Source organism: Micromonospora inositola, from assembly GCF_900090285.1.
Classification (GTDB): Bacteria; Actinomycetota; Actinomycetes; order Mycobacteriales; family Micromonosporaceae; genus Micromonospora; species Micromonospora inositola.
This window is the reverse complement of sequence record NZ_LT607754.1, coordinates 1,636,668-1,660,003: the sequence shown is the minus strand read 5'-3', so window position 1 is coordinate 1,660,003 and position 23,336 is coordinate 1,636,668. Positions and strand designations below refer to the sequence as shown.

Below are 23,336 nucleotides of genomic sequence, written 5' to 3'. Positions count from 1 at the left end.
AACCCCTACGCCGCCGACCTGCCCTCCCCGATAGTCGGCCGCTGCCCAGCCCGCCAGGGAACAACCACCCGTCGTCGGTGAGGTGTGGGTCGCCCCGGTGTGCCTGGAGTGCGAGTGAACAGGAGGGCCGGACCCAGACGTTCAAGCGGAACTTAGACCATGGAGATCTACACGATGGTGTCCTCGGCGGCCATCCGCGACGCGCTCAAGCGGCTCGGTCAGGCGCTCGACGGGTGACCGGCCTACTGCTGTACTTCGCTGCTGTACCGGCCCCGACCACGGCAACAGCGGCCCCGGTCAGGGCCGCTGACCTGCGAAGGAGTGGGCCGCCAGGGACTCGAACCCTGAACCTATGGATTAAAAGTCCACAGCTCTGCCATTGAGCTAGCGGCCCGCCCGCCCAGGCTACCGGAACCCGCTCGCGCGGGCCTTCCGGCTTCCCGCCGCCCGTCGATGTCCGACAGCTGACGCCGAGACGACCGCGCATGCGGTGAGCCGCTCGACGATGGCTTGCGGCGCCGTGGCCGGCCAGGCTGGGGGCCATGACATTGCTGCGTACCGCCGTGCTGGCTGGGGCGGCGCTGGCGACCGGGCTGATGGCGGGGCTCTTCTTCGCGTACTCGTGCTCGGTGATGCCGGGCCTGGCCGCGACCGACGACCGGAGCTTCGTCGGGACCATGCAGTGGATCAACCGGCGGATCCTGAACGGCTGGTTCCTGGCCGCCTTCCTCGGTGCGGTGCTGCTGCTCGTCCTGGCGGTGGCCCTGCACCTCACCGTCGGCGAGCTGGTGAGACGGGGGCATGGGGCAGCCGGCGAGGGGGAACCGGGACGGGCATGAGGATGAGCAGTACGCCTGCGGTGGCCGCATCGAGCGAGGAGGCCGGCGCGGACGGCGTACGGCAGCCGGGCGGCGAGGTGCACGCCTGGCTGCCGGGGCAGAACCAGACCGTGTGCGGGCTCCCGCTCAGCCGCACCCGGCTGCGCCGCTTCCCGCACGTGCCGTTCGACTACGCCTCGACCGACGTGCTCACCGAGGCCGATCCGGTCGGGTTCATCTGCCCGCGCTGCCTGGCCGCCACCCAGGGGCGCCGCCGGCAGGAGAAGAGCTGGGTACGCCACTCGCCCCGGCCGTGAGCCGTCCGGGGTTGGAGTCCGGTTCAGCGGGTACCGCAGCCGGTATGCGGATCGTGATCGTCGGGGCCAGCGGCAATGTCGGGACGGCGGTGCTGCGCCGGCTGCGTCAGGAGTCCGGGCTGGAGCTGGCCGGGGTGGCCCGCCGGCTGCCCGGGCCGGACGCCGGTGAGCCGTACGAGCGGGTGGAGTGGCACTCCTGCGACGTCGGGGCGCCCGGCGCGGCCGAGAAGCTCGCGGCGATCTTCGCCGGGGCGCGGGCGGTGCTGCACCTGGCCTGGCAGATCCAGCCCAGCCACGACCAGCGCACCCTGCACCGGACCAACGTCGACGGCAGCCGGGCGGTGATCGACGCGGTTGTCCGGGCCGACGTTCCCGCCCTCGTGTGCGCCTCCTCGGTCGGCACGTACGCGCCCGGCCCGAAGGACCACCCGGTCAGCGAGCGCTGGCCGGCGACCGGGGTGCCCGGGTCGTCGTACAGCCGGGACAAGGCGGAGGTGGAGGCGCTGCTGGACATGGTCGAGCGGGAGCACCCGGAGCTGCGGGTGGTCCGGCTGCGCCCGGGGCTGACCTTCCAGCGGGACGCCGGCACCGAGATCACCCGCTACTTCCTCGGGCCGCTGGCCCCGGTGCGGCTGCTCCGGTACGGCCGGATCCCGCTGGTCCCCACCAACCGCCGGTTGCGCATGCAGGCGGTGCACGCCGACGACGTCGCCGACGCGTACGTGAAGGCCCTGCTGGGTGAGGCGCGCGGCGCCTTCAACATCGCCGCGGACCCGGTGCTGACCCCGGAGCTGGTGGCTCGGCATTTCCACGGCTGGACGGTGCCGGTGGCCGCCCCGGTGCTGCGGGTCGCGGCGGCGCTGACCTGGCGGGCGCGGCTGCAACCGGTCGACGCCGGCTGGGTGGAGCTGGGCCTGAACGCGCCGCTGATGTCCAGCGAGCGCGCCGAGACCGAGCTGGGCTGGACGCCCAGGATCGACGCCCTGACCGCGCTCAAGGAACTCTTCGCCGGCATGGCGGACACCGCGCACACCGCCGCCCCGCCCATGTCGGCGGACCCGGACCTCCCTGGCCGCCCCGCCGCCCTCCGCAAGGCCCGCACCCCCGGCCACGGCAACCCCTACTGAAGTACGGGCGTGCCGGCCCGGGTCAGCTGAGGCGGGAGGCGGTGACGGTGGGTGGGCGGGCGCCGAGGAAGAAGATGCCGGGGAAGCCGTTCGTCTCGAAGCCGTCGCTGGGATTGCGGCGCAGCGTGGAGTTCTCGATCTTCATGGTGCCGGTGCGGTTGTTGCTGACGAAGAAGATCGCGCCGCCGCCCTCGTTGGCGTGGTTGTCCTCGATGATCGTGCCGGCGATCCGCACGGTGAACTCGTTGCCGTCGCAGTAGATCGCGCCGCCGCTGCCGCCGCCCGGGGTGCCGGACTTGGCCGGGTTGGCCCCGGAACCGACCGCCTTGTTGTGCCGGAAGACGCTGTTCAGCATCGTCCAGGAGACGCCGATGCTGCTGGTCGCCGCGCCGTTCGAGCAGACCCCTGACTCGAAGGTGCTGCTCACGACGTAGACCGGCTTGTTCTCGTACTGGCTGAGCACCCGCAGCGCCGCGCCGCCCAGGTCCGGCCCGGTCCGGTCGCAGCGGTTGTCCACGAAGCGGGAGTTGACCACCTTGAACCGGCCGCCCCGTACGAAGATCGCGCCGCCCCCGCCGCCCTCGGCGGAGTTGCCGGTGGAGTTGCCGCCGGTGAAGGTGAGGTTCTGCACGGTGAGCTGCGGGTGGTCCTGGTTCTGGCAGTGCGAGGTGGTCCAGCCCTGCGCGCTGTCGCAGGTGTTCATGTAGAGGATCCGGCGCTGGCCGCCGCCGCTCAGGGTGACCTTGCCGCCGCCGTCCAGCACGATCCTCGGCCCGTTGGCGTTCCGGACCTTCGCGGTGGCGGTCATCCGGATGGTCACCGGGTCGGGACCGCAGTTGAAGGTGATGATGCCGCCGGCCGCCACGGCCCGCACCACCGCGTCCGAGGTGCAGCTGGCGGCGGTGCCGGTCCCGATCCGGCGGGTCGGGTGCGAGGTGTCCACCGCCCGGGCCTCGGCGGGTACCGCCGCGCCGCCCGCCGGGTTGCCCGCCTTCAGCGTCCCCCCGGCGCTCGACGGCTTTGGTGTCGCGCTCGGCTTCGGGGCGCCGAAGCCGGTCCGCCCGGTCGGGGCGGTCGAGGGTCCGCCGCTCGGCGCGGCGCCGGTGCCGGCGGCCGGCAAGGTCCCCGGGCGGCTCCCATCCGGATCGGCGGACCCGCACCCGGGCAGTGCCGTGGTGACGACACCGAGGACGAGCAGGGCGACAGCGGACTTCACGCGCACCCGCCCGATGCTAGGAGCCCGTCGGCCCCCACGACGAATCCCTGCTCCATCCTTAACCCACGCCTAAGCTCGCCCGCCCTCCGGGTCAGGCGTGGGAGAGGGCGAAGGAGACCAGGAATCCGAGGACGGTGATCAGGCCGACCAGGAGGTGGGCGTCCTCGAACGCCTCGGGGACCATCGTGTCGGTGATCATCGCGAGGATCGCGCCGGCGGCCAGCGCGGTGATGGTGGCCAGCACCTCCGGCGGAGCGCCGCCGAGCAGCGCGTAGCCGGCCAGCGCCGCCGCGCCGCTGATCAGGGCGATCGCCGTCCAGAGCAGGAAGACATAGCGCTTGGAGCGGCCGGCCTGGCGCATGCCGGCGGCGCTGGACAGCCCCTCCGGCACGTTGCTCAGGAACACCGCGATCACGGTGACCAGGCTGACCGGGCCGCCGGTGAGCAGGCTGGCGCCGATCACCACCGACTCCGGTACGCCGTCCAGCAGCGCGCCGACCGCGATCGCCGTACCCGAGCCTGGTTGCTCCTGTTCGGAGGGCTGCTCGTCGCCGGAGCGCTTGCGGTGCCGGGCCCCGCGCCGGGCCAGCAGGATGTTCGCCCCGGTGTACGCGAGTGCCCCGGCCGCCGCGCCGACCGTGGTGGGCAGCAGGCCGCCCTGCTCGTGCGCCTCGGCGATGAGCTCGAAGGAGACCGCGCTGAGCAGCACCCCGGCACCGAACGCCATGATCGACGCGATGATCTTCCGGGGGACCCGGGCGAAGAACCCGACGGCCGCCCCGAGCAGCAGGGCCGAACCGGCCAGCAGACCCCAGAATCCCGCTTGCAACCACTCCGGCATTCGCAGGACCGTACCCCGACGCGGAGCGGCGGGGGAACCGTCAGAAGTCGGCGAAGAGGTACGGCACTTCCCGGGGGAAGATGCGGCGCAGCTCGGCCGCCGCGTCCGCCGGCACGTCGCCCAGGTCCCGGATGTCGACCTCGGCCGGGTCGAGCACCCCGTACGCGAGGGCGGAGAGGCCGGCGGCGGTGAGCGCCGCGGTCGGGACCCCGCCCCCGGCGGACCCGCCGGGCAGCAGCTCCAGCCGACCGGTGGCGCCGTCGAGCAGGTGCGTCCCGGCCAGCCAGCGGTCGCCGACCAGGTCGACCCGGACCCGACCGGCTCCGGCCGGCAGGCCGGTCAGCGCGTCCAGGGAGAGCAGCCGGGCCATCGGCGCCGGCGACCCGGGCCGGGACACCCGCGCCTCGACGTGCACGGCCAGGTCGGTGAGCCACAGCTCGGGCAGTTCGTCGGCGGGGAGCTGGACCCGGATCCGCTCGACCTGGTCGACGTGCCGGGCGAAGAACTGCAACAGCAGCGCCCGCGCGTACGGGTCGGTGGCGAGCAGTTCGTCGGCGATCAGCTCTCCGCCGTGGTCGTCGATCCGGTAGGTCACCGCGCCGGCCGTGCTGCCGTCGACCACGGCGGTGACCAGCCAGCGGTCGTCCCGGTCGCGCAGCCCGACGGCCCAGAAGTCGGGGAAGACCGCGAAACCGTGCCGCTCGTGCAGGCAGCGTTCGGTGAACGCGCGCCAGGTCGGGTAGCCCACCCCGACCCGTTCCCAGACCACCTCTCCGGGCAGCTCGGCGCGGAGCAACGGCCCGAGGTCGGCCGGGGAGAACGTCGCGCTACGCGCCCGGGGCAGCCCGACGTAGCCGAAGCGCTCGTAGAACGACGCCCGGAACGGGTACAGCGCGGTGAGCGGATGCCCCTCGTCGCGCATCTCGTCGAGGAGTTGGTGCAGCAGCGCCCGGACGTGGCCGCGCCGGCGGGCCAGCGGGTGGGTCGCCACCCCGGCGACGCCGGCCATCGGCAGGACGGCGCCGCGGAGGTTCTGCCGCATCGGGATCGCCGAGACGGCGGCGACCGCCGTGCCGTCCTCGTCGGCGATCAGCGTCCGGTTGCCGGCGTTGTAGGAGAGGTAGTCGCGGAACTCCTCCACCCGGGACGCGGCCAGCGGCGACGCCTCGAAGGCGTACGCCTGGAGCGGGAAGCTGGTGGTCAGGCGTTCCTCGGCGGCCAACCGACGGATGATCATTCCTCATCCCAACCCGGGCCGGTGGCCGGCGCAACCGCTTTCGCCGGCCCCGGGGGCACGATCAGGCCGCGGCGACGTCGGAGACGACCACGGTGACGTTGTCCGGCGCGCCGGCCTGGTGGGCGAGCTTGACCAGCTGCTCGCCGCACTGCTGGCGGTCGCCGTAGGTGCCGAGCGCCGCGGCGATCGGCGGGTCCTCGACGTAGTCGGAGAGGCCGTCGCTGCACAGCAGCAGTCGGTCGCCGGGGAAGACGGTGAGCACCCCGATCGCCGGGGGCGCGTCCGAGCCCTGCACGGCCCGGGTGACCAGGGACCGCTGCGGGTGGTGCCGGGCCTGGTCGGGGGAGAGGGCGCCCTGGTCGACCAGCGCTTGGACGAAGGTGTCGTCCCGGGTGAGCTGGGTCAGCTCCCCGTCCCGCAGCAGATAGCCGCGGGAGTCGCCGACCTGGGCGATGACCAGGGTGTCCCCGGCGAGCAGGGCGGCGGTCAGCGTGGTGCCCATGCCGTCGCGGGTCGGGTCCACCGTGATGGCGGCCCGGATCCGCTGGTTGGCGGTGCTCACCACGGCCCGCAGCGCGTCGGCGGCCTCGTCGGGGACGTTCGGCGGGGTCAGCTCGTCCAGGATCCGGATGACGATCTCGCTCGCCACTTCGCCGGCGGGGAGCCCGCCCATGCCGTCGGCCACCGCCACCAGGCGGTCACCGGCGAGGGCGGAGTCCTCGTTGTTGGTCCGGACGAGGCCGACGTCGTTGAGGATGGCCGAGCGGAGGATGAGCGTCATGGGTCAAGCTTGCCAAGAAGACCCTGCCGCCGTCTCTACGCACTACTGCGTAGGGTGTGAGAAATGATGCCGGTGTCCATGGTCGGGCGCGCCGGCGAGCTGGCCGAGCTCGACCGGGCCTGGGCCGCCGTGGTCTCCGGCCGCCGGCCGGCGCCCACCGTCACGGTGATCACCGGGGCCGCCGGGGTGGGCAAGAGCCTGCTGGTCGCGGCCGCCCTGGAGGGCTTCGCCCCGCGGCCGGCGGTGGTCCTCGCCGGTGCCGCGCGGGTGCACGACCCCGCCCCGTACGACTGGTTGGCGGCCGTGCTCAGCGACCGGGACACCACCGGCCTGGACCTGCCCGCGGACGCGCTGGCCTGGCTCGCCCAGCAGCCCACCGCGCCGCGCGAACGCTACGCCCCGGGCACGCTGCTGCGGCTCGCCGTCCGCACGGTCCGGCTGCTGGTCGGGGCCGGCCCGGCGGTGCTGGTGGTGGAGGACCTGCACGCCCTCGACCCGGCCAGCCTCAACCTGCTCGGCGAGCTGGCCGCCGCCCCGGAGCTGCCGGCCCTGCTGGTGGTGGCGAGCCGCCCGCTGGCCGACGCGTTGGCGCCGGATCTCACGGCCCGCGCGCTGGCCCGCCTCCGCGGGGTACGCGGCGCGGTGCGCCAGCATCTCGCGCCCCTCACCGCCGCCGAGGTGGCCGAGGTGCTGGCCCAGGTGTACGACGGGAGCCGCCCCGCGGAGGCGGTGGTGATGGCGGTCTGGCGGCGTACCGGCGGCAACCCGTACGTGCTGACCGAGCTGCTCGCCGCGCACGCCGGGCCCGGGCCGGACGGCCTGGTCCACGAGCCGCTGCCGGAGCACCTGGTGCCCCGGCCGGCGACGCCGCCGGACGCCGAGCTGACCGGCCGGGAGATCGAGGTGCTCGGCTGCCTGGTCGCCGGGATGTCCAACAAGCAGGCCGCCCGGGCGCTCGGCATCTCGGTGCGGACGGTCACCGTGCACGTGTCGAACCTGCTCCGCAAGACCGGCTCGGCGTCGCGGACGGAGGCGGCGCTCTGGGCGGTACGGCATCGGCTGCCGGTGGGCGCGCCGCCCCGCTGACCGGTCAGCGTTTCGGGTAACGCAGCAGCAGGCTGGCCCGTACCTGCTCGTCGCCGACCGCGGTGTAGCTGTGCGGCACGTCGGAGGTCCAGCGCAGGAATCCGCCCGGGCCGGCGGTCAGCGGGGCGTCCACCGGCCCGGCGCGCAGCACGCCGGAGAAGACGGTGACGTGCTCGGTGACCCCGGACTGGTGCGCGGGGGAGAGCTGCGTCGGGCCGGGACTGACCCGCATCCGGTACAGCTCGTAGGTCGCGTCGGTGTCGGAGAAGACCTCCAGCAGGGTGGCGCTCACCGCCGCGCCGCGTACGGTCGGCGTCTCGGCCGGCCCGGAGAGGACGGCGGTGAGCGGCACGCCGAGCTGCGCGGTGACCGCGTACAGGGTCTCCAGGGTCGGGTTGCGGGTGCCGTTCTCCAGGCCGGAGAGGGTGGCCTTCCCGACCCCGGCCAGCCGGGCCAGGGTGGACAGCGAGATTCCGCGTTCCTCGCGCAGCGCACGGACCCGCAAGCCGACCGCTCCGGGTGCCGGATCACGAGCTGGTGGGGGCGACGCCATGCCGCTATGGTGCTACACGCCGCTGTTCCGTAAACGGAACGGCCGTGAGGGGGGCGCATGGGCGGTCGATCGCAACCGGTGCTGGCCGGCGTCGTGACGGCCCTGGTCGGCTTCGCCAGCTCGTTCACCGTGGTCCTCGCCGGGCTGCGGGCGGTCGGCGCCGACGACGCGCAGGCCGCCTCCGGGCTGCTGGTGCTCTGCGTGGCGGCCGGCCTCTGCGCGGTCTGGCTCGGGCTGCGGCACCGACTGCCGATGGCCGTCGCCTGGTCCACCCCGGGCGCGGCGCTGCTGGTCGCCACCGGCCCGGTGCCCGGCGGCTGGCCGGCGGCGGTCGGCGCGTTCCTGGTCGCCGGCCTGCTGATCGCGGCGGCCGGGCTGATCCCCGCGCTCGGCCGGGCGGTGGCCGCGATCCCGGGCCCGATCGCCAGCGCGATGCTCGCGGGGGTGCTCCTGCCGCTCTGCACCGCGCCGGTGCGGGCGCTGGTGGAGGTGCCCCGGCTGGCCGGTCCGGTGGTGCTCACCTGGCTCGTGCTGCACCGGTTCGCCCGCCGCGGGGCGGTGCCGGCCGCGCTGGCGATCGCGGCGATGGCCATCGCGCTCACCGCTCCCGCCGCCGGGCCCGGCCGGTTGCACCTGGCGCCCACCGTCGCGCTGACCACGCCGGCCTGGACGGTGTCGGCGATCATCGGGCTGGCGCTGCCGCTCTTCCTGGTCACCATGGCCGCGCAGAACGTCCCCGGGATGGCGGTGCTCGCCGGCTACGGCTACCGGGCGCCGCTCGGCTCCGCCCTCCGGGTGACCGGGCTGGCCAGCGCGCTCGGCGCGCCGGCCGGCGGGCACGCGGTGAACCTGGCCGCGATCACCGCCGCGCTGGCCGCCGGCCCGGACGCCCATCCGGATCCCGACCGCCGCTGGATCGCCTCGGTCACCGCCGGGATCGGCATGGCGCTGCTCGGCCTGGGGGCCGGCGTGGCCACCGCCCTGGTGCTGCTCTCGCCGCCCATCCTGGTCGAGGCGGTGGCCGGGCTCGCGCTGCTCGGCGCGCTGGCCGGCGCGGTCGCCGCGGCCGTCACCGAACCGGAGACGCGGGAGGCGGCCGTGGTGACCTTCGTGGTGACCGCCTCCGGGGTCAGCCTGCTGGGCGTGGGCGGCGCGTTCTGGGGGCTGCTCGCCGGCTGGCTGATGCTGCTGCTGTTCCGCCGCCGAACGGCAGTCAGCGGATCGGACCCGGCGGCAGACGCCGGGCTGGCGGAGCAGGAGGTCGAGGCCCGGTCGACGTCCCCGGTCAGGCTGTGACGTCCGCTTCGACGTTGATCTCCATGATCCGCAGGCGTACCCCGCTGACGTTCTCCTCGACCATCCGGCGCAGCGCCCGGGCGTGCTCCAGCGTGTCGAGGACGACCAGGGCGTGGCTGAGCTCCCGGTCGTCGTCGTCCGCGCCCCAGCAGCCCCGGACGAAGCCGGGACTCTGGCGGGTCACCTCGGCCATGTGGGTGAACTGGGCCGTTCGCTCGTCCCGGTCCGCCGGCGTGCCGCGCTGCTCTCCGATCACCATCCACATCCGGTCCACACTAGAGCGCGCGCGGACCGGAGGCCCGTCAAGGCCGACGTCAGCGGGTTGCCGTTGCCGTCGGCGAGCGGGTTCAGGACCGTCACCAGACCGGCGAACTGGCGGTGTCCGTGCGGTGGGGACATCACCAGCTCGCCGAAACCCCCGGACCTACTCCTCCTCGGGTAGGTCGGCGGCGGGGACGTCGAGGCGCACCTGGTCGTCGGCGACGGTGGCGATCCGGTCGGCGAGCACGTAGACCGCGCCCGTCCGGGCCAGCTCGGTGGAGACCTTCAGGTAGCCGCTGTGCAACAGTCGGGCGGCCAGGTCGGCCGGCACGTCCGGTTCCTCGACCGCGGTCGCCTCGATCAGCTCGTCCAGGCTGCTGCCGGGATCGGCGGTGGGCGCCTGGACGGTCACCGCGTTCGGGTCGCCGCGTTGGACGAGATCCACCGTGCCGACCTCGACGCCGTTCGAGTCGACCACCCGCATGCCGGTGGTGACCCGGGAGATGGTGGCCTGCTGCTGCGTACCCTGCTGGTTCATTCAGGCGCGGTTCCCGGGCCGCCCCTGCGCTAAACGGACGGGGTCCAGCCGCTCGGCGGGCGGGGGGAGAGCTCGCGCCAGCCGTCCGGCCCCTCCAGCAGCGCCCGGACCGTCTCCTCGGCCTCCTCGGCGCTGGCGTACTCGTAGAACTGGGAGACCCCCTCGGCGCCGCCGGCCCGCTGCTCGACGTGCCAGCGGTCCCCGTCCACCCGGAGGAAGACGTCCCGCCGGGCCAGCCGTCCCCACTTCCCGTTCCACCAGTGCCTGCGCTGTTCCATGGCGGGACTCTATCGAACAGGTGTACGACATGGGACGGCCCCTGCGGGAATCCCACAGGGGCCGGTGTGCATGTGCTACGTCAGCGGCCGACCGGCGGCCCGTTCCGTCGGCCCAGCACGTCGTCCAGCGCCCCGCGCTGCTGGCCGGGGGTGGCGTGACCGGCGGCGACCAGGGCGTCGCGGATATCGGTGAGCAGCTTGACCTCCTCGCTGGGCGCCTTCGGCGGCGGCTCCTCGCCGCGCCGCCGGCGCTCGGCCAGCCGGTTCATCGGGTAGACGACCAGGAAGTAGAGCGCCGCCGCGGTGAGCAGGAAGGTGATCACGGCGTTGACGAAGGCCACCCAGTCGAACGCGATGCCCCGGAAGGTCGGAGCGGTGCCGGCCAGGCCCTTGTCGCTGCCGGTGATCAGCAGCACGAAGACCCGGATCAGCGGATCCAGGAACGACTTGGTGAGCTGGGTGACCACGCCGGTGAACGCGGCGCCGATGACGACACCGACCGCCAGGTCGACGACGTTGCCGCGCATGATGAAGTCTTTGAAGCCCTTGAGCATCCGTACTCCTGTGCTGTCCGATTCTGCGTCCCGGACAACCTATGCCCCCGGCGGCGGCTCCAGAAAAGCACCGGCCTCGATCGCCGCGCGCGCCGGATCGCCGTCCCGGATGGCGGCCACCAGTCGACCGTGGTCGACGTACCGCTCGGGCTCCAGCGCGCCGCCCATGGCCTGGGCGACGGTGCTGCGCAGCGCGGCGCCGACCGAGGCGTACAGCTCGGCGAGCATGCCGTTGTGGGCGGCGGCGACCACCGCGGTGTGCAGCGCGGCGTCCGCCTCGACGAAGTCGTCCACCCGGCCGGAGCGCCATGCGGCCTCCCGCACGGCGAGCGCGGCGTCGAGCGCCGCCAGGTCGTCCGGGGTACGCCGCAGCGCGGCGAGCCGGGCCGCCTCCACCTCGAAGGCGCGCCGCACCTCGACCACCTCGGCCATCCGGTCGGTGAGCCGGCGGGCCACCACCGGGGCCAGTTCGTCGGTCGACACCACGTACGTCCCGGAGCCCTGACGGCACTCCAGCACCCCGGCGTGGACCAGGGCGCGGACGGCCTCCCGCACGGTGTTCCGTCCCACCCCGAGCGCGGCGACCAGCTGCGGCTCGGTCGGGATCCGGCCGCCCACCGGCCACTCGCCGCCGAGGATGCGCTCCCGGAGCTGCGCGATGGTCTCCCGCACCCGCTGACCGCGCGGCGGGACCACGACGGAATCGACCGACGGTGTCACCGGTTACACCTGCTGCCGAAATTCATCCCATGATTGTAGGTTCGAGGTCATGACCCCGCCATCCGCCTCCGCCGAGGCCGTCGCAGCAGACGGAACCGCCACCGCCCCCGTCGCGGAGCCGCTCCTCGCCGGGGCGACGCCCACCGCCGACGTGACGCCCGGCCCGGCGTCGGCCGCCGTACCCGCCCGGACGCCGTCACCGGCCACCGGGGGCGCGCTGGTGCTGGTTGGCATGCTGCTGGTCGCGCTCAACCTGCGCGCCGCGGTGACCAGCCTCGGGGCCCTGCTCGACGAGGTACGCGGCGGTCTGGCCCTCTCCGGCGCGATGGCCGGCCTCGTCACCACCCTGCCCACGATCGCCTTCGCCGGCCTCGGCGCGCTCACCCCGTGGCTGGTCCGCCGGTACCCGCCGGCCCGGGTCCTGGTCGTGGCCATGCTCGCGCTCACCGTCGGGCAGGTGCTCCGGGTCGCGACCGACTCCGCCGCGGTCTTCGTGCTCACCAGCGCGCTGGCGCTGGCCGGCATCGCGGTGGCGAACATCCTGCTGCCGATGCTGGTCAAGCAGCACTTCCCGCACCGCACGGGGCTGGTCACCGGGGCGTACACGATGTCGTTGACCATCGGCACGACGGTGGCCGCCGCGTCCGCCGTGCCGGTCGCGCACGCCTTCGGCTCCTGGCGGGCCGGGTTGGGCGTCTGGGCCGGGCTGGCCGCGGTGGCCGTACTCCCGTGGGTGCCGCTGGCGCTGCGAGCCCGCGCCGCCCGGCGGGCGGCGACCCCGACGGCGGCCGTCGCCACCCCGACCCGGATCCGGCCCGGGCGGACCCGGCTGGGCTGGGCGATGGCGGTCTACTTTGGGGCGCAGTCGCTCAGCGGCTACGCGATCATGGGCTGGCTGGCTCAGCTCTTCCGGGACGCCGGCTACGCCCCCGAGACCGCCGGGCTGCTGCTCGCCGGGGTGACCGCGCTCGGCGTGCCGGTGGCGCTGGCGATGCCGACCCTGGCCGGCCGGCTGCGCACGCTACGGCCGCTGGTGCTCTCGCTGACCGTCTTCTCCACCGCGTCCTACCTCGGCCTGGCGCTCGCGCCGCACGGCCTGGCGCCGCTCTGGGTGCTGCTGCTCGCCCTCGGTCAGGGCGCCTTCCCGATGATCCTCACCACCATCGGGCTGCGTGCCCGCACCGCCGAGGGCACGGTCGCGCTGTCGGCGTTCGCGCAGAGCACCGGGTACGTGATCGCCGCGCTCGGCCCGCTGCTGGTCGGCATCCTCTACGAGGCCACCGGGGGCTGGACCGCGCCGATCGGATTCCTGCTGGTGGCGCTCGTCGTGCAGACGACCGCGGGCATGGTGATCGCCCGTCCGCGCTACATCGAGGACGAGCGCTGAGAGGCGTGGGTCAGGAGGAGGCCGGAGTGGGATCGCCCGCGACGGCCTGCTCCACCGTCGGGTACGTGTGCAGCACCTCGACCAGGCCGCTGACCTCGAGGATGCGCAGCACCCCGCGCTGCGGGGCGGCCAGCCGGACCACGCCGCCGGCCTCGTCGCAGCTGTTCTTGGCGCGGACGAACACCGACAGCCCGGTGGAGTCGCAGAACGACACGTCCGCCAGGTCGAAGACGAGGCGGCTGCGTCCCTTGTCCAGCAGATCGGTGATCTGGTCCTGCAGCTGCGGTGCCGTCGCCATGTCCAGCTCGCCCGCGACCGACACGACGACCACGTCGCCGCGCTGTTCCGTGTGCACCGTCAGGGACATTCGTCGACCTCCTGTGTTCGATGGAACGGTATCCCACGAACCGGGGGACACGCAGAACGGGAGCCGTCAAGGGTGCCGGCGATCATTCTTTGCCGCGCGGCAAGTAGTCGGGGTAGAGTCCGGCCGGTTCACCAGTCCAGGGAGGTCAGAATGGCGTTGAGCGCCGAGGAAAGTGGCCGGCTCGCCCGTCTGCTCACTGCAAACGAAGAGCGGCTGAACCAGCGCTGGACGGAAGCGGTCGGCATGTCGCTGCGCGGCCGCCTCAGCCAGGCCGAGCTCGGCCGCCAGGTGCGGGAGCTGCACCGTAGCATGATCGACGCCGCCGAGAACGGCCTCACCGACCTGGAGTCCGAGCAGGGCGGCGAGCTGCGCGCCGTGCTCGCGGAGCTGTCCCGGGGCCGGGCCCGGCAGGGCTTCACCGCCACCGAGACGGCGATCAGCGTCTTCGCGCTCAAGGACGTCCTGCTCGAGCTGATGGAGGAGGACAAGGACGCGGGCACCCTCCGCGACTTCGTGGCGTTCTCCGCCCTGCTCGACCAGATGGGGCTCTTCACCTTCGAGAGCTTCGTCCGTACCCGGGAGAGCCTGATCGCCGACCAGGCCGAGCAGCTGCTCGAACTCTCCACCCCGGTGGTCAAGATCTGGGAGGGCGTGGTCGCCGTCCCACTGGTCGGCACGCTCGACTCGGCCCGCGCCCAGGTGGTGATGGAGCGGCTGCTCCAGACCCTGGTCGACACCGGCTCGCCGTACGCGATCATCGACATCACCGGTGTCCCGGCGGTCGACACCCAGGTCGCCCAGCACATCCTCAAGACCGTGGTGGCCGCCCGGTTGATGGGCGCCGACTGCATCATCTCCGGCATCCGGCCGCAGATCGCCCAGACGATCGTCGCCCTCGGCATCGAGTTCGGCGACATCGCCACCAAGGCGAGCCTCGCCGACGCCCTGCGCCACGTGCTGCGGCTGAGCGGCGTGGACAACGCGCGCCGCCATCAGCGCCGGGAGTCCTGATGGACCGGGTGCCGGTCCTCAAGATCGGTGACATCCTGCTGGTCTCCATCCAGGTCGACATGTCCGACCAGACGGCCGTGATGCTCCAGGAGGACCTGGCCGAGCGGATCGTCGCCACCGGCTGCCACGGCGTGATCATCGACATCACGGCGCTCGACATCGTCGACTCGTTCGTCGGCCGGATGCTCTCCACCATCGCGTCCATCTCCAAGGTGCTGGACGCCGAGACGGTGGTGGTCGGGATGCGTCCCGCCGTGGCCATCACCCTGGTCGAGCTGGGTCTGTCGCTCAACGGCATCCGGACCGCGCTGAACGTCGAGCGCGGCATGGAGCTGATCGCGACGGCCCGCGCCGACGAGTGGGTCATGGACGACGTTGACGAGGACACCGAGACGACGGCCACGACATGACCGCCGGTGTCGACCTGGGCGTGCCGCAGACCCAGGCGATCCGCAGCGACGACGACGTCGTGCGGGTGCGGCAGCTGGTGCGTACGGTCGCGGTAGCCGCCAAGCTCTCGCTGGTCGACCAGACCAAGCTGGTCACCGCCGCCAGCGAGCTGGCCCGCAACACCCTGATCTACGGCGGGGGCGGCACCGTCGACGTGGCAAGCGTCGACGACGGCCGCCGCCGCGGGGTGCGGGTCGTCTTCGCCGACTCCGGTCCGGGGATCCCGGACCTCGACCTGGCCCTGACCGACGGCTACACCACCGGCGGCGGCCTGGGCCTCGGGCTGAGCGGGGCCCGCCGCCTGGTGGACGACTTCGACATCGTCACCGCCGTCGGCGAGGGCACCCGGATCACCGTCACCAAGTGGTCCCGATGAACGGGAACGTGGTCACCGACCACGGTCTCTGGTTCCGGGTGGAGGGCAGTGGCGCGGGCAGCGGCGTACGCCGGGCCGCCGAGCGCCTCGGCGCCCAGCTGGACCTGGGCGAGCGCCGCGTCGCCGACCTGGCCATCGTCGCCGCCGAGCTGACCAGCAACCTGGTGAAGCACGCCCAGGAGGGGGTGCTGCTGCTCCGCCCGGTGCGCCGGGCCGGGCGGGCCGGGGTGGAGCTGGTGGCCATCGACTCCGGGCCGGGCATGGCCGACCTGACCGTCTCCTCGCGGGACGGGCACTCCACCACCGGCACGCTGGGCATCGGGCTGGGCGCGATCGCCCGGCAGGCGACCTGGTACGACGGCTACTCGCAGCCGGGCCGGGGCACCGTCCTCGCCGTGCAGGTCTGGTCCGGGCCGGCCCCCGAGCCGTCCTGGGCGGGCGGGCTGGTCCGGCCGATCACCGGCGAGCAGGTCAGCGGCGACGGGTACGGCGTCCGGATCGCCGAGGGACGACGCCAGGTGCTGGTCTGCGACGGCCTCGGGCACGGGCCGCTGGCGGCGGCCGCCACGGAGGCGGCGCTCGCCGCGTTCCGGACCGCGCCGGCCGCTTCGCCGGCCACCGTGGTGCAGCACCTGCACCAAGCCATCGCGTACACCCGGGGGGCCGCGCTTGCGGTGGCCGAGCTGCATCCGGCCGCGGGCTTGCTTCGGTACGCCGGGCTGGGCAACATCGCAGCCATGATCGTGGTGGAGGGCGAGCGGCGCCGAAGCCTGGTCTCGCTGCCCGGCATCGCCGGCCACCAGCGTCCCCGGGTGCGGGAGTACGAGTACCCGTTCGGCGCCGGCGCGACGCTGGTCATGCACAGCGACGGCGTTGTCGACCGCTGGGACCTCGCCGACTACCCCGGCCTGACCGGGCGGTCGCCCCTGGTGACGGCCGCCACCCTGCTCCGGGACGTCGGCACCCGCCGCGACGACGCCTCCGTCCTGGTCGCCCGGGGTTGGTCATGACCGGCGCGCCCCCGCTGCTCCAGATGGCGCTCCGGGTCGAACAGGACATCTTCGTCCTCCGGCAGCGCGGTCGGGAGGTCGCCGCGGCGGTCGGCCTGGAACACCAGGACCAGGTCCGGATCGCCACCGCGCTCAGCGAGGTCGCCCGGGATCTGCTGCTGACCGCCGGCGGGGCGGACGTCGCCTTCTCGGTCGGTTTCGACGTCGTCGCCGGGCGGCCCGTGCTGTACGCGGATCTCGCCCCGGTGCGCCCGCTGCCGGACGGCAGCTACCAGCCGCAGTCCGGCGCGGTGGCGCGGCTGGTGGACATGCTGGGCGTCGTGGCGGCCGAGGGGGATACGGTCGTGAGGATGTCCCGACGTGTGCCGGCCAACGCGCCGGCGCTGACCCCGGAACGGCTGGCCGAGCTCCGCGCGGAGCTGGGCAGCACCGCTCCGGGCACCGCGCTGGACGAGCTGGCCGCGCAGAACGAGCAGCTGATCGCCGCGCTGGACGAGGTCCGCAGCCAGCGCGACGAGCTGGAGGTCCTCAACTCCGAGCTCCAGGAGACCAACCGGGGCGTGATGGCGCTCTACAACCAGCTCACCGAGGAGCTGGAGGAGACCAACCGCGGGGTGGTGGCCCTGTACGCCGAGCTGGACGAGAAGTCCGCCCAGCTGCGCGCGGCCAGCGAGTCGAAGAGCCGGTTCCTGGCCAACGTCAGCCACGAGCTGCGCGCCCCGGTCACCGCGATCATCGGGCTGTCCCGGCTGCTCGGCGACTCCGCCTCCGACCCGCTCACCGCCGAGCAGGGCCGGCAGGTCGAGCTGATCCGCTCCTCGGCGGGGGACCTGCTCGGCCTGGTCAACGAGCTGCTGGACCTGGCCAAGGCCGAGTCCGGCCGGATCGAGCCGGACTGGGCCGAGGTGGACCTGCGGGCGCTCTACGGGCAGCTCCGGGGCACCCTGCGGGCGCTGGCCACCCGCCCTGAGGTCGAGCTGGTGGTGGAGGAGCCGCCGCTTCCGGCCACCGTCCGCTCCGACGAGGTGCTGCTCGCCCAGGTGCTGCGGAACCTGCTGCACAACGGGCTGAAGTTCACCGAGCGGGGCGAGGTGCGGCTGCGCGCGGAGCGGCGGGACGACCGCTGGTCGCTGTCGGTCTCGGACACCGGCGTCGGCATCCCGCCGGCGCTGCACGAGCGGATCTTCGAGGAGTTCTACCAGGTGCCCGGGGCGACCCGGGTCGGTGGCACCGGCCTCGGGCTGCCGTACGCGCGCCGGCTGGTGATGCTGCTCGGCGGGACGTTGGAGCTGTCCAGCGAGCCGGGCCGGGGCAGCACCTTCACGGTCACCCTGCCCACTGGCGGAGCGTGACGGTGGACGGCGGCGCGACGACCGTGCTGGTGGTCGACGACAGTCGTGCCAAGCGCTACCTGCTGGTCAGCTGGCTGACCCGGGCCGGGTTCGAGACGATCGAGGCGGAGACCGGCGCCGAGGCGCTGGCCCGGATGGAGACCGACCGGGTGGACCTGGTGGTGCTCGACGTCCGGCTGCCGGACCTGAGCGGCTACGAGGTCTGCGAACGGATCAAGGAGCGCCGCCCGGCCACCCCGGTCATCCACGTCTCCGCGCACGCGGTCGACGTGGTGGACCGGGCGCACGGGCTGACCCGGGGCGCCGACGCCTACCTGGCCGAGCCGATCGAGCCGGAGGAACTGGTCGCCACCGCGCACGCGGTGCTCCGCTACTACCAGGCGCGGCAGCGGGCCGAGCTGCTCGCCGAGCGGCTGGCCGCGCTCGCCGGCGCCACGGTGCAGATGCACGCCGCCTCGAACTTCGTCGGGCTGCTGGCGGCGGCGGCGGCCGGCGCGGCGCAGATCTTCAAGAGCCCGGCGGCCGTGGTCGCGGAGACCTTCGACGGCGAATGCCTGGCGGGCGTGGTGGCCGGGCCGGACGCCGAGCCGCAGGTCGTCCCGTGGGTGGTCGACGACATCGGGGTGCCGATCGGCACCACCGTCCGCGTCGACGAGCCCGCCGCGTGGGAGCGGATCGACTGGCCGGCCGGCGACACGGTGACCGTGGCCGCCGCCAAGCTGCGCGAGGACCGGGCCCCGCTCTACGTGGCGGTGCCGACCGCGACCCAGACCGTACGGACGCCGGTGCTGGTGCAGCTCGCCCAGGCGGTCGCCTCGGCGGTCGAGGCGCAGCGCTCCTTCGACGAGGAGCACCGGATCGCGGTCACCCTCCAGCGCAGCCTGCTGCCCCGCCGGCTGCCCGAGGTCGCCGGCCTGGACCTGGCCGTCCGGTACGAGCCGGCCAGCGCCCAGACCGAGGTGGGCGGCGACTTCTACGAGCTGGTGATGCTCGACGGGCACCTGCTGGTGGCGATCGGCGACGTCGCCGGCCACTCGCTGCACGCCGCGACCGTGATGGCCGAGCTGCGGCACGCGGTGCGGGCGTACGCGGTGGAGGGACACCAGCCTGGGGTGATCCTGGACCGGGTCAACGAGCTGATGCGTACCCTGCTGCCGAACGAGCTGGCCACCATCTGCCTGCTGCTGCTGCACCCGGGGAGCGGCCTGATCCGGCTGGCCAGCGCGGGGCACCTGCCGGCGCTGGTCAGCGTGGACGGCCGGGTGGAGTTCGTCGATCAGCCCGCCCCGCTGCTCGGGGTCCGCGCGCCCCGCCCGCCGGACCTGGAGTTCGTGCTGCCGGCCGGCGCGACGCTGGTCCTCTACACCGACGGCCTGATCGAGCGGCGGGACGCCACCATCGACGAGGGGATGGCAGCGCTGGCCGCGGTCGCCGTCCGGGTGGACGACGACCTGGACCAGTTCTGCCAGCGGCTGCTGGTCGAGCTGGCCCCGCCGCAGATCCACGACGACGTCGCCGTGGTCGCCGTCCGCCGCCGGTGACGGTCGCCGTCAGCGCAGCGAGCGGGCGTACGCGGCGGGGGAGACCCCGGTGACCGCGGTGAACTCACGGACCAGGTGGGCCTGGTCGCAGTAGCCGAGATCGGTGGCGAGCCCCGCCCAGTCGAGCGGCCCGCCGGCGGCCTGCTCGATCGCCTCCTGGAGCCGGTACCGCCGGATCACCCACTTCGGACCGACACCGACCTGGTCGAGGAAGAGCCGCTGGAGCCGTCGGGTGGAGACGCCGTGCCGCCGCGCGAACTCGTCCACCCGCAGGATGCCCCGGTCGGCCCGGATCTCCTCGACCAGCGCGGTCGCCTCGGCGGCCAGCGGGTCGGGCCCGGGCGCCCAGCCGGTGAGCAGGGCGTCCAGCTGCCCGCACCGGTCGTCGTCGGTGCCGGGGCAGACCGGGCCGACGGTGGGGAGGCCGACGGCGGCGAGCGGCCGGCGCCGGCCGGTCAGCTCCGCGACGGGACGCCGCCAGAAGGGCCGGAAGCCGCCCGGCCGGAACTGGACCCCACTGGCCCGGCCGACGTCGTGCAGCGTGATGGCGAAGATTTCGTTTCCGGGGCCGGCCACCTCGGCCGTCTCCGGGCCGCCCTCCTGGCCGTGGAACACCACGTTGACCGCCGGGTGCGGCACCACCCGCTGCTCGAGTGGCCCGGTCAGCTCCCAGTCGATGAGCCAGTAGTGCTCGACGTAGGGGCGCAGCGCCGGGGCGGGCAGCCGGCGGCGGAAGCGGACCTGCCGCAGCAGCCGGTCGGGATCGAGGATCCCCCGGCTGTCCCGCCGCGGTCGCTGTCGCATTTCTTCAAGACCACCTTCATACGCTGGCCCTATGAGCACGAAGACTAGTGAGCTGCTGGCCGTCGCGGCACCTCGGACGGTGGCGGTGGTCCAGGGCATCTCCGACGACCAGCTCTCCCGGCCCACCCCGTGCCCCGACTACACGGTGCGCGACCTGCTCAACCACCTGTACGACGTGGTGGTCAACTTCCAGGCGCTCGCGCGGAAACGGGAGGTCGACTGGTCGGCGAAGACCGACCACCTGACCGAGGGCTGGCGGGACCGGTTCGCGGCGGAGGCCGCCCGCCTGGTCGGGGCCTGGGCCGACCCGGCGACGTTGGAGGGCGTCTCGCCCGGCATGGGCCTGCCGCAGGAGACGGTCGGCGAGATGGCCCTGACCGACCTGACGGTGCACGCCTGGGACCTGGCCCGGGCCACCGGCCAGCGCCTGGACGCCGAGCCGGAGGTCCTCGCCGCGATGCACGGCTTCATGGACCGGATGGGCGACACCGGCCAGCGGATGGGCGCCTTCGCCGAACCAGTCCCCACCACCCCCGACGCCACCGACCTGGACCGTCTCCTCGGCCGCACCGGCCGCAACGCCGCCTGGCGTCCCTGAGCCGAGGGGGGTTGACGGGGCTATTCGCTGAGTGAATAGTGGCGGGGTGTCCACTCAGCACGTCCTGCTCGGGTTGCTGGCGGGTGGGCCGCGGCACGGGTACGAGCTGAAGCGGGCCCACGACGCGCGGCTGCCCCGGGCCCGGCCGCTCGCCTTCGGGCAGGTCTACGCCACCCTCGCCCGGCTCCAGCGGGACGGGCTGGTGGTGCCCGCTGGGCAGGAGCGCGACGGCGGTCCGGACCGCACCGCGTACGCGCTCACCGACGAGGGACGGGCCGCGCTGGAGCACTGGCTCAGCACCGTCGAGCCACCCGTGCCGTACGTGGCCAGCACGCTCTTCGCCAAGGTGGTCGTCGCGCTCCTGGCCGCCGACGTCGACCGGGCCCGGGCGTACCTGACCGCCCAGCGCCGGGCGCACACCGGGCGGCTGCGCGAGCTGACCGCGGTCAAGACCGCCCCCTCGGCCACCCTGGACGACGTCGTCGCGGCCGACTTCGCCATCGCCCACCTCGACGCCGACCTGCGGTGGCTGCACACCACCCTGGACCGGGTCGCCGACTGGCACCGGGAGGTGCACTCGTGACACACCTGGAAGCTCGCGGCGTGGTCAAGGCGTACGGCAGGACGCCCGCGCTGGGCGGGGTCACCCTCGACGTGGCCGAGGGGGAGATCGTGGCGGTGACCGGGCCGAGCGGCTGCGGCAAGTCCACCCTGCTGCACTGCCTCGCCGGCATCCTCCGCCCCGACGCGGGCGAGGTCACCTGGCGCGGCGCGCGGATCGACACCTGGTCCGAGGCGGCCCGGTCCCGGCTGCGCCGCACCGAGTTCGGGGTGCTCTTCCAGTTCGGTCAGCTCGTCGCCGAGCTGACCGCGGCGGAGAACGTCGCCCTTCCGCTGCTTCTCGCCGGCACGGGGCGGCGAGAGGCGCGGACGGCGGCGCTGACCTGGCTGGAACGGCTCGGGGTGGCCGAGGTGGCCGACGTCCGGCCGGGCGAGATGTCCGGCGGCCAGCAGCAGCGCTGCGCCACCGCCCGGGCGTTGGTCACCGAGCCCCGGATGCTCTTCGCGGACGAGCCGACCGGCGCGCTGGACACGCTCGCCGGCGAGCAGGTGCTCACCCGGCTGGTCCGGCTCGCCCGTGAGCAGCGCACCACCGTCGTGCTGGTCACCCACGAGCCGCGGATCGCCGCGTACGCCGACCGGGAGGTGATGCTCCGGGACGGCCTGGTCGACCACACCGGCCTGGGGCTGGACACGCCGCGCGCGGGCGGCCAGCGGTGAGGCCGGCCACCCTGCTCCGCCTCGCCCTGGCCGGCACCCGCACCGACACCGCCCGGGTGGCGCTGACCGCGTTGAGCGCCGCCCTGGCCGTCCTAGCCGGGCTGGCCGCGCTGACCGTGCTGGCCATCCCGACGCCACCGGCCACCGACGGTAACGGCAACCGCTGGTCCGAGCAGTACGCCAACCAGCTCCTGGTCGAGCCGGGGCTGCGCGGCGGCACCGCCTTCGCGCTGCTGCTGCTCACCGTCCCGGTGCTGGCCCTGGCCGGGCAGTGTGCCCGGCTCGGCGCCCCGGCCCGCGACCGCCGACTGGCCGCGCTCCGACTGGCCGGGGCCACCCCCGGGCAGGTCACCCGGGTCGCCGTGGTGGAGACCGGGGTGGCGAGCCTGCTCGGCACACTGACCGGCCTGGCCCTCTACCTCAACGGCCACGAGCTGCTGCACCGGCCGGACGGGCGCGGCCGGCTGCCGCTGCCCACCGACGTGTACCCGTCGACGGTGTCCATGGCGGCCGTGGTGCTCGGGCTGCCCGTGGTCGCCGCGCTGGCCACCGCGCTGATGCTCCGCCGGGTGACCACCACCCCGTTCGGGCTGGTGCGGAGGGTGCGGATCCGGGCCCCCTGGCCCTGGCCCGGCCTGCTGATCATCCTGGGCCTGGCCGCCTTCGCGGCCTTCCGGCCGGTGCTGCTCTGGTACGAGCGGCGACACAGCGACCCGCCGATCTGGCTGCTGCCGACGCTGCTGGTCGGCGGCGGACTGGTCGCCATGATCGGCGTGGTCACCGGCACCGGCTGGATCTCCCACACCGCTGGCCGGCTGCTGCACCGGTACGCCCGGCGACCCGCCGCGCTGCTGGCCGCGAGCCGGCTGATGGCCGACCCGTGGGCGGGCAGCCGGACCTTCGCCGCGCTCCTCGCCGCGCTCATCTTCGGGGCGGGCGCCGCCGGGTTCCGCGCCGACTTCCGGGCGACGATGGAACTGGGGCGGCGGACCGGGGGCGGGATGGCCGCTCCGGACGACTTCTACCTGGGCACGATGGATCTGGTGGACCTCGCGGTCGCGGTGGCGATGACGATCGCGGCGGGCGGGTTGCTGGTCGCCCTGGCGGAGGGGATCATCGCCCGGCGGCGGTCGTACGCGGCGCTGGTGGCGACCGGGGTGCCGCGTGGCACGCTCGGGCGGTCCCTCGTCTGGCAGTCCCTCGCGCCGGCGGTACCCGCGATCGTCGTCGCGGTCACCGTCGGTTTCCTGCTCGTACGGGGCGCTCTCCGCCCGCCGAGCGGCGGGGGCTACTCCAAGGAGGTCTGTTCCGCCGGTGAGCAGCTCTGCACCGACCAGGCGACGCGCGCCCAGTACGTCCGGACCGAGTGGGTTCCGAAGGTGACCGTGGTTCCGGACGTACCGGTGGAGCAGCTGGCCTGGCTCGGGGTCGGCGCCCTGGCCGCGGTGCTGGCGACCGTCGGTGTCGGCCTGCTCTTCCTGCGGTCCAGCACGGCGGTGGAGGAGTTGCGGACGACCTGATGTGACGCCGCCGCCC

At 74.2% G+C, this 23,336-nt stretch carries 28 protein-coding genes and 1 tRNA gene; 16 read left to right on the top strand and 13 right to left on the bottom strand.

Going from position 1 to position 23,336, the window contains the following annotated elements; all coding sequences use genetic code 11:
• Positions 1 to 322 precede the first annotated feature (322 nt).
• Positions 323 to 394: transfer RNA gene (locus GA0070613_RS07980), tRNA-Lys, on the bottom strand.
• 148 nt (positions 395 to 542) lie between these two features.
• On the opposite strand from GA0070613_RS07980, the gene GA0070613_RS07975 reads away from it, so the two are divergent.
• From GA0070613_RS07975 to GA0070613_RS07965, 3 genes are read left to right on the top strand one after another with little or no spacing between them, the layout of a single operon-like run.
• On the top strand, positions 543 to 839 hold the full coding sequence (locus GA0070613_RS07975) for a hypothetical protein (RefSeq protein ID WP_197699060.1): 297 nt from the start codon (positions 543 to 545) through the stop codon (positions 837 to 839).
• A 2-nt stretch (positions 840 to 841) separates the two neighbouring features.
• Positions 842 to 1,135, top strand: coding sequence for a hypothetical protein (locus GA0070613_RS07970; protein WP_231929708.1), 294 nt, complete (start codon positions 842 to 844; stop codon positions 1,133 to 1,135).
• 44 nt (positions 1,136 to 1,179) lie between these two features.
• A complete protein-coding gene (locus tag GA0070613_RS07965; protein ID WP_089011710.1) occupies positions 1,180 to 2,262 on the top strand; it encodes an NAD-dependent epimerase/dehydratase family protein in 1,083 nt (360 codons plus the stop codon).
• A 22-nt stretch (positions 2,263 to 2,284) separates the two neighbouring features.
• Here GA0070613_RS07965 and GA0070613_RS07960 read toward each other — a convergent pair whose 3' ends face one another.
• The 4 genes from GA0070613_RS07960 to GA0070613_RS07945 form a co-directional block, all read right to left on the bottom strand.
• Entirely contained in the window at positions 2,285 to 3,484 is a 1,200-nt protein-coding gene (locus GA0070613_RS07960; protein ID WP_089011709.1) for a hypothetical protein, read from the bottom strand.
• A gap of 85 nt (positions 3,485 to 3,569) precedes the next feature.
• Positions 3,570 to 4,319, bottom strand: coding sequence for a ZIP family metal transporter (locus GA0070613_RS07955; RefSeq protein ID WP_089011708.1), 750 nt, complete (start codon positions 4,317 to 4,319; stop codon positions 3,570 to 3,572).
• A 40-nt stretch (positions 4,320 to 4,359) separates the two neighbouring features.
• Positions 4,360 to 5,556 carry a GNAT family N-acetyltransferase gene (locus GA0070613_RS07950; RefSeq protein WP_089011707.1) on the bottom strand — a complete coding sequence of 399 codons (1,197 nt, stop codon included), beginning with the start codon at positions 5,554 to 5,556 and terminating at the stop codon, positions 4,360 to 4,362.
• A gap of 61 nt (positions 5,557 to 5,617) precedes the next feature.
• Positions 5,618 to 6,337, bottom strand: coding sequence for a PP2C family protein-serine/threonine phosphatase (locus GA0070613_RS07945; RefSeq protein WP_089011706.1), 720 nt, complete (start codon positions 6,335 to 6,337; stop codon positions 5,618 to 5,620).
• 63 nt (positions 6,338 to 6,400) lie between these two features.
• On the opposite strand from GA0070613_RS07945, the gene GA0070613_RS07940 reads away from it, so the two are divergent.
• The gene (locus GA0070613_RS07940) at positions 6,401 to 7,423 is read left to right on the top strand and encodes a helix-turn-helix domain-containing protein (RefSeq protein WP_089011705.1); all 1,023 of its coding nucleotides are present in this window, start codon (positions 6,401 to 6,403) and stop codon (positions 7,421 to 7,423) included.
• 4 nt (positions 7,424 to 7,427) lie between these two features.
• Here GA0070613_RS07940 and GA0070613_RS07935 read toward each other — a convergent pair whose 3' ends face one another.
• Positions 7,428 to 7,928, bottom strand: coding sequence for a helix-turn-helix domain-containing protein (locus tag GA0070613_RS07935; protein ID WP_231929707.1), 501 nt, complete (start codon positions 7,926 to 7,928; stop codon positions 7,428 to 7,430).
• Between the two features lie 105 nt (positions 7,929 to 8,033).
• Between GA0070613_RS07935 and GA0070613_RS07930 the strand changes: the two genes are divergently transcribed.
• Positions 8,034 to 9,272, top strand: coding sequence for a benzoate/H(+) symporter BenE family transporter (locus GA0070613_RS07930; protein ID WP_089011703.1), 1,239 nt, complete (start codon positions 8,034 to 8,036; stop codon positions 9,270 to 9,272).
• Here the strand turns inward: GA0070613_RS07930 and GA0070613_RS07925 are convergent.
• The 5 genes from GA0070613_RS07925 to GA0070613_RS07905 form a co-directional block, all read right to left on the bottom strand.
• Entirely contained in the window at positions 9,262 to 9,537 is a 276-nt protein-coding gene (locus tag GA0070613_RS07925; protein WP_089011702.1) for a hypothetical protein, read from the bottom strand. The two genes, GA0070613_RS07930 and GA0070613_RS07925, sit on opposite strands and share 11 nt — an antisense overlap.
• A 159-nt stretch (positions 9,538 to 9,696) precedes the next feature.
• Positions 9,697 to 10,071 carry a hypothetical protein gene (locus tag GA0070613_RS07920; RefSeq protein ID WP_089011701.1) on the bottom strand — a complete coding sequence of 125 codons (375 nt, stop codon included), beginning with the start codon at positions 10,069 to 10,071 and terminating at the stop codon, positions 9,697 to 9,699.
• A 29-nt stretch (positions 10,072 to 10,100) separates the two neighbouring features.
• On the bottom strand, positions 10,101 to 10,349 hold the full coding sequence (locus GA0070613_RS07915) for a hypothetical protein (RefSeq protein WP_089011700.1): 249 nt from the start codon (positions 10,347 to 10,349) through the stop codon (positions 10,101 to 10,103).
• A gap of 80 nt (positions 10,350 to 10,429) precedes the next feature.
• Positions 10,430 to 10,903 (bottom strand): large conductance mechanosensitive channel protein MscL, encoded by a 474-nt coding sequence (mscL, locus tag GA0070613_RS07910; protein ID WP_089011699.1) that lies wholly within the window; start codon positions 10,901 to 10,903, stop codon positions 10,430 to 10,432.
• Between the two features lie 39 nt (positions 10,904 to 10,942).
• Positions 10,943 to 11,623 (bottom strand): FadR/GntR family transcriptional regulator, encoded by a 681-nt coding sequence (locus GA0070613_RS07905; protein ID WP_089011698.1) that lies wholly within the window; start codon positions 11,621 to 11,623, stop codon positions 10,943 to 10,945.
• A gap of 49 nt (positions 11,624 to 11,672) precedes the next feature.
• Between GA0070613_RS07905 and GA0070613_RS07900 the strand changes: the two genes are divergently transcribed.
• Entirely contained in the window at positions 11,673 to 13,010 is a 1,338-nt protein-coding gene (locus GA0070613_RS07900; protein ID WP_231929706.1) for an MFS transporter, read from the top strand.
• 10 nt (positions 13,011 to 13,020) lie between these two features.
• Here the strand turns inward: GA0070613_RS07900 and GA0070613_RS07895 are convergent, their stop codons facing one another.
• Complete coding sequence (locus GA0070613_RS07895) at positions 13,021 to 13,377, bottom strand: STAS domain-containing protein (protein WP_088959356.1); 357 nt, start codon at positions 13,375 to 13,377, stop codon at positions 13,021 to 13,023.
• A 150-nt stretch (positions 13,378 to 13,527) separates the two neighbouring features.
• On the opposite strand from GA0070613_RS07895, the gene GA0070613_RS07890 reads away from it, so the two are divergent.
• The 6 genes from GA0070613_RS07890 to GA0070613_RS07865 are packed head-to-tail and all read left to right on the top strand — an operon-like array spanning position 13,528 to position 19,117.
• On the top strand, positions 13,528 to 14,388 hold the full coding sequence (locus tag GA0070613_RS07890; RefSeq protein ID WP_089011697.1) for an STAS domain-containing protein: 861 nt from the start codon (positions 13,528 to 13,530) through the stop codon (positions 14,386 to 14,388).
• On the top strand, positions 14,388 to 14,798 hold the full coding sequence (locus tag GA0070613_RS07885; RefSeq protein WP_089011696.1) for an STAS domain-containing protein: 411 nt from the start codon (positions 14,388 to 14,390) through the stop codon (positions 14,796 to 14,798). The genes GA0070613_RS07890 and GA0070613_RS07885 overlap by 1 nt, the downstream gene beginning before the upstream one ends.
• Complete coding sequence (locus GA0070613_RS07880; protein ID WP_089011695.1) at positions 14,795 to 15,214, top strand: ATP-binding protein; 420 nt, start codon at positions 14,795 to 14,797, stop codon at positions 15,212 to 15,214. The genes GA0070613_RS07885 and GA0070613_RS07880 overlap by 4 nt, the downstream gene beginning before the upstream one ends.
• The gene (locus GA0070613_RS07875; protein WP_089015815.1) at positions 15,211 to 16,224 is read left to right on the top strand and encodes a SpoIIE family protein phosphatase; all 1,014 of its coding nucleotides are present in this window, start codon (positions 15,211 to 15,213) and stop codon (positions 16,222 to 16,224) included. The genes GA0070613_RS07880 and GA0070613_RS07875 overlap by 4 nt, the downstream gene beginning before the upstream one ends.
• Entirely contained in the window at positions 16,221 to 17,576 is a 1,356-nt protein-coding gene (locus tag GA0070613_RS07870; protein WP_089011694.1) for a sensor histidine kinase, read from the top strand. The genes GA0070613_RS07875 and GA0070613_RS07870 overlap by 4 nt, the downstream gene beginning before the upstream one ends.
• A gap of 2 nt (positions 17,577 to 17,578) precedes the next feature.
• Positions 17,579 to 19,117, top strand: coding sequence for a SpoIIE family protein phosphatase (locus tag GA0070613_RS07865; RefSeq protein WP_089011693.1), 1,539 nt, complete (start codon positions 17,579 to 17,581; stop codon positions 19,115 to 19,117).
• Positions 19,118 to 19,126: 9 nt separating this feature from the next.
• Here the strand turns inward: GA0070613_RS07865 and GA0070613_RS07860 are convergent, their stop codons facing one another.
• Positions 19,127 to 19,921 carry a helix-turn-helix domain-containing protein gene (locus tag GA0070613_RS07860; protein ID WP_089011692.1) on the bottom strand — a complete coding sequence of 265 codons (795 nt, stop codon included), beginning with the start codon at positions 19,919 to 19,921 and terminating at the stop codon, positions 19,127 to 19,129.
• Positions 19,922 to 19,952: 31 nt separating this feature from the next.
• Between GA0070613_RS07860 and GA0070613_RS07855 the strand changes: the two genes are divergently transcribed.
• From GA0070613_RS07855 to GA0070613_RS07840, 4 genes are read left to right on the top strand one after another with little or no spacing between them, the layout of a single operon-like run.
• On the top strand, positions 19,953 to 20,519 hold the full coding sequence (locus GA0070613_RS07855) for a TIGR03086 family metal-binding protein (RefSeq protein ID WP_089011691.1): 567 nt from the start codon (positions 19,953 to 19,955) through the stop codon (positions 20,517 to 20,519).
• Positions 20,520 to 20,565: 46 nt separating this feature from the next.
• Positions 20,566 to 21,102 carry a PadR family transcriptional regulator gene (locus tag GA0070613_RS07850; RefSeq protein WP_089011690.1) on the top strand — a complete coding sequence of 179 codons (537 nt, stop codon included), beginning with the start codon at positions 20,566 to 20,568 and terminating at the stop codon, positions 21,100 to 21,102.
• Complete coding sequence (locus GA0070613_RS07845; protein ID WP_089011689.1) at positions 21,099 to 21,800, top strand: ABC transporter ATP-binding protein; 702 nt, start codon at positions 21,099 to 21,101, stop codon at positions 21,798 to 21,800. Before GA0070613_RS07850 ends, GA0070613_RS07845 begins: the two co-directional genes overlap by 4 nt.
• A complete protein-coding gene (locus GA0070613_RS07840) occupies positions 21,797 to 23,320 on the top strand; it encodes an FtsX-like permease family protein (protein WP_089011688.1) in 1,524 nt (507 codons plus the stop codon). Before GA0070613_RS07845 ends, GA0070613_RS07840 begins: the two co-directional genes overlap by 4 nt.
• Positions 23,321 to 23,336 lie beyond the last annotated feature (16 nt).